The organism is Corallococcus sp. AB018 (genome assembly GCF_003986945.1).
Taxonomy (GTDB): domain Bacteria; phylum Myxococcota; class Myxococcia; order Myxococcales; family Myxococcaceae; genus Corallococcus; species Corallococcus exiguus.
Map to the genome: position 1 here is coordinate 1 of NZ_RAWR01000384.1, position 4,066 is coordinate 4,066.

Consider the following 4,066-nt stretch of genomic DNA (forward strand, 5'->3'; position numbering starts at 1 on the left):
GCCCGCCCCGAAGCGTCGCTAGGGGACACAGCCGGGCTGGCTCCGGACAAGCACCTCAAGGGGAATATGGCCTCGCCGAGGGGATTGCATTATCCCTCGGCTCCCCTATGCGCACCTTTCGCAGCGGCCTGACCGCGCTCGCCCTCGTCGCCGGCCTCACCGGCTGCCCCCGGCCCTCCTCCGTCGTCGCGCCCCACGTGCTTGAGTCCGCCGCGGAGCGGGCCGGCCAGGCTGACGCGGAGGCGCGCACGCTCGCGTTCGCGGGCTTCCACGCGTACCTCGTCGCGGGCGATGTGAAGCTCGCCCAGCAGCGCTTCGACGCCGCCGTGCAGAAGGACCCTGGCGACCCGTACGCCCTGCAGGGACAGGTGCTGCTGGCCCGGCGCAATGGCCAGTCCGACCGCGCGCTCGCCGCGTCGCTGGAGCTGGTGAAGCGCGCGCCCCGCCACCCGGTGGCCGTCATCGCCGCGCGCTACGTGCTGGACCGCGTGGGCACCTCCCGCGCGGAGGACGACAACATCCTCAAGGGCGTGGACGCCGCGCTCACCGCGGGCGCCCGGGGTGAGACGGCCTACCTGCTGCGCGCCGCGCGCCTGTCGGTGGCGAGCCTGCGCGCGGACACGGCCACCCAGGCCCAGACGCTCAAGGACCTGGGCGGCGCGGGCGAGGCCACGCTGGTGGGGCCCTTCTCTCCCTTCCATGTGCTGGCCATCGACGAGCCCATCGCGCCGGAGAAGGACGGCTCCTTCGCGGGCCCCTTCACGGGCGCGTACGGCCCGCTGACGGCGCGCACGCTGCGCTCGCCGGACGGCCGGCTGGACCTGGGCGGCGAGCCCGGCCACGGGGACATGTACGCGCTGGGCATCGACGCGGAGGTGGCGCAGGCCGGCGTTTACGTGCTGCGCACGGTGAGCCAGACGTCGCACCGCGTGCTGATGGACGGCGCACCCGTGCTGGAGCGCCGCGACTGGGCGCGCACCGCGTCCACGGTGAGCGTGCGAGCGATGGAGCTCCCCGCCGGCAAGCACCGCTTCGTGGTGAAGATGTCCCGCGACAACACGCAGGGCGGCCTCTCCTTCGCGCTGCTGAAGGCGGACGGAAGCCCCTCCGGCGCGCGCCTCACCGCCGCCACCGGGCCCGCGCCGCGCTGGAACGCGAGCGCCCCGGGCGAGGTGGAGGCCCCGGACATGTACCCGGGCGCGGAGGACGTGGCCCAGGCGCTCCAGGGCGAGGCTGGCGAGACGCTGAGCAACTTCCTGGCGGTGCGCGACGGCCTGGCGCGAGACCTGGACGGCACGCACCGGCTGATGGCGAAGCTGGAGGCGACGACGCCCGCGCTGCTCACCCTGCGCGCGGAGCAGGCCGCGCAGGACCGCGGCATCCCGTCCAAGGTGGCGCGAGGCCGGGCCACGCGAGACCTGGAGGCGGCGCTGGCGAAGGACCCGGGCAACGTGGCCGCGCTGCTCTTGCGCGCGGACCTCTTCCTGGATGACGGCCAGCCGGCCACCGCGCTGGACACGCTGAAGACGGCGCGTGACGCGGTGAAGCCCGCGGGCTTCCCGGTGCACATCCTCCAGGCCCGCGCCGCGCTGGCGCTGGACGTGGATGCGCAGGCGGAGGTGGCCCTGGCCTCGGCGCTGGAGGCCCAGCCGGGCCTGTGCGAGGCGCTGGGCCTGCAGTCCTCGCTGGCGCGCCGTCGCGACGCGGTGACCCGCACCGACGAACTGGTGAAGGCCCAGGAGGGCTGCCCCGGCGCGGACGCGCGGCGGGTGGACCACCTGCGCACGCGCGGCGACCTGGACGGCGCGGCCAAGGGATACACGCAGCTGCTCGCGCAGGACCCGGACAACCTCACCACCGCCGCGGCGCTCTCCGGCGTCTACGTGAGCCAGCGCCGCTACGACGACGCGGCGAAGGTGCTCCAGGCGCAGGCCGCCGTGTGGCCGCGCAACGCCGAAATCCTCAAGCGGCTGGCGGACGTGCGGGAGTACGCGGGCCAGGGCGCGGAGGCGCTGAAGCTGCGCGAGCAGGCGCTGAAGCTGGACGGCACGGACCTGTCGCTGCGCCGCGCGGTGGAGCGCGCCAAGACGGGCAAGGAGGTGCTGGCGGCGTACGCCATCGACGGCAAGGAGGCGCTCAAGGCCTACGAGGCGGCGCCCGTCACCGGCGGCAGCGCGGCGGCGTACGTGCTGGACGCGGCGGCGGTGCAGGTCTACCCGGACGGCTCCATCGTCAACCGCATCCACACCATCCAGAAGGCGCTGGAGCAGTCGGGCGTGCAGGAGATCGCGGAGGCGAACATCCCCCGCGGCGCCCAGGTGCTGGCGCTGCGCACGCTCAAGGCGGACGGCCGCGTGCTGGAGCCGGAGAACATCGAGGGCAAGGACACCATGAGCCTGCCCGGCGTGCAGGTCGGTGACTCCGTGGAGGTGGAGTACCTGCTGCCCGAAAGCGACCGCGGCCCCGCGCAGCCGGGCTTCACCGCGTCCGCGTTCTACTTCCAGATCGCCAACCAGCCGAACGCGTGGAGCACGTACACCGTGGTCGCGCCCAAGGGCAGCGGCATGAAGGTGGACGCGCACGGCATGAAGGCGCCGCCGCCAGAGGTGAAGGGCGACGTGGAGGTGTTCCACTACGACGCGCGCCGCGTACCGCCGTTCATCCCGGAGCCGGACGCGCCGCCCTCTGGCAATGAGTACCTGCCCTTCGTGATGGTGGGCGCGGGCGAGACGGGCAACGACGGCCTGGCGCGCGTGTACGGCGACGCGTTCCAGGACCGGTGGATCCGCACCTCGGAGGTGGAGGCGTTCGCGCGCCAGGCCACCGAGGGCAAGAAGGGCCTGGAGGCGGTGAAGGCGCTGCACTCCGCGGTGATGAAGCGCTTCTCCGGCCGCGACGCGAGCCTGGCACAGTCCGCGGCCTCCACGGTGGCGCAGGACCGCGGCAGCCGGCTCACCGTGATGAAGGCGGGCCTGGAGACGCTGGGCATCCCGTCGCGCGTCGCGGCGATTCGCACCTTCAACACCGACCCGTCGCCGTACCTCTTCCCGGCGGACGCGCTGCTGCCCTACGCGGCGCTGCGCGTGGAGGTGCCGGGTGAGCAGCCGGTGTGGCTGGACACGTCCGTGCGCTACGGCCCCTTCGGCGAATTGCCGGAGACCGCCACGGGCGAGCGCGAGGCGTACCTGCTGCCGGAGCCGGGCAAGCCCCTGCAGAAGGTGAAGACGCCGCCGCTCAAGCCGCGCACGGGCAAGGACGTGAAGCTCACGCTGGAGCTGGGCGCCGACGGCAGCCTCAAGGGCCAGGGCGAGGAGGTCTACTCCGGCTTCGAGGCCGCTCAAATCGCCGAGGCCTTCGAGCAGCTCTCCGCGGAGAGCCGCAACCAGGCGCTGCAGGGCGCGGTGGCGCGCTACTTCGGCGGCGCGGAGCTGTCGTCCGTGAAGCTGGAGCACGAGGAGGCCGTGGGCGCGCCCTTCGTGCTGCGCTACGCGTTCACCGTGCCGCGCTTCGGGCGCATGGAGGGCGACAGCCGCATGGCGCTGGGCCCCCTCACCTTCCCCGCCCTGCTGGGCCGGCGCTACGTGCAGCTGTCCACGCGCACCACGCCGCTCTACATCGACGACACGGAGGCCAGCCGCACCAACGTCTCGATCACCCTGCCCCAGGGCTGGAAGCTCAGCGACCCGCAGACGGGCCTGAAGGTGGACAGCCAGTTCGGCCACTACACCCGGTCGGAGAAGCAGGACGGACGCACGCTCAGCATCTCGGAGTCCTTCAACCTGCCCCGCGCCCGCGTCAGCCCGGCGGAGTACGAGAAGTTCTCCGGCTTCGCCGGTGACGTGGACCTGCTCCAGGTGCGCGAGCTGTTCCTCGTGAAGCAGTAGTCCTCGAGCCGCTTCCGCGCACCCGTCAGGGGTGCGCGGAGCCGGGCCCGGCCGCCTAAGTAGGTCGCCAGAAGTTCCGAGACAAATCCGGGTCGCATGCGCAGTTTCTGGAGCATGCGACCGGCAAGGAGCCCTGCCGAGCTGGGGCTGACAGCATACGACATGCGGAAGCTGGAGCGGGC

At 73.1% G+C, this 4,066-nt stretch carries 1 protein-coding gene; it reads left to right on the plus strand.

What is annotated here, in order from left to right:
- The first annotated feature begins 107 nt into the window (after window positions 1-107).
- Window positions 108-3,884 carry a tetratricopeptide repeat protein gene (locus tag D7Y11_RS41835; protein WP_126936451.1) on the plus strand — a complete coding sequence of 1,259 codons (3,777 nt, stop codon included), beginning with the start codon at window positions 108-110 and terminating at the stop codon, window positions 3,882-3,884.
- Window positions 3,885-4,066 lie beyond the last annotated feature (182 nt).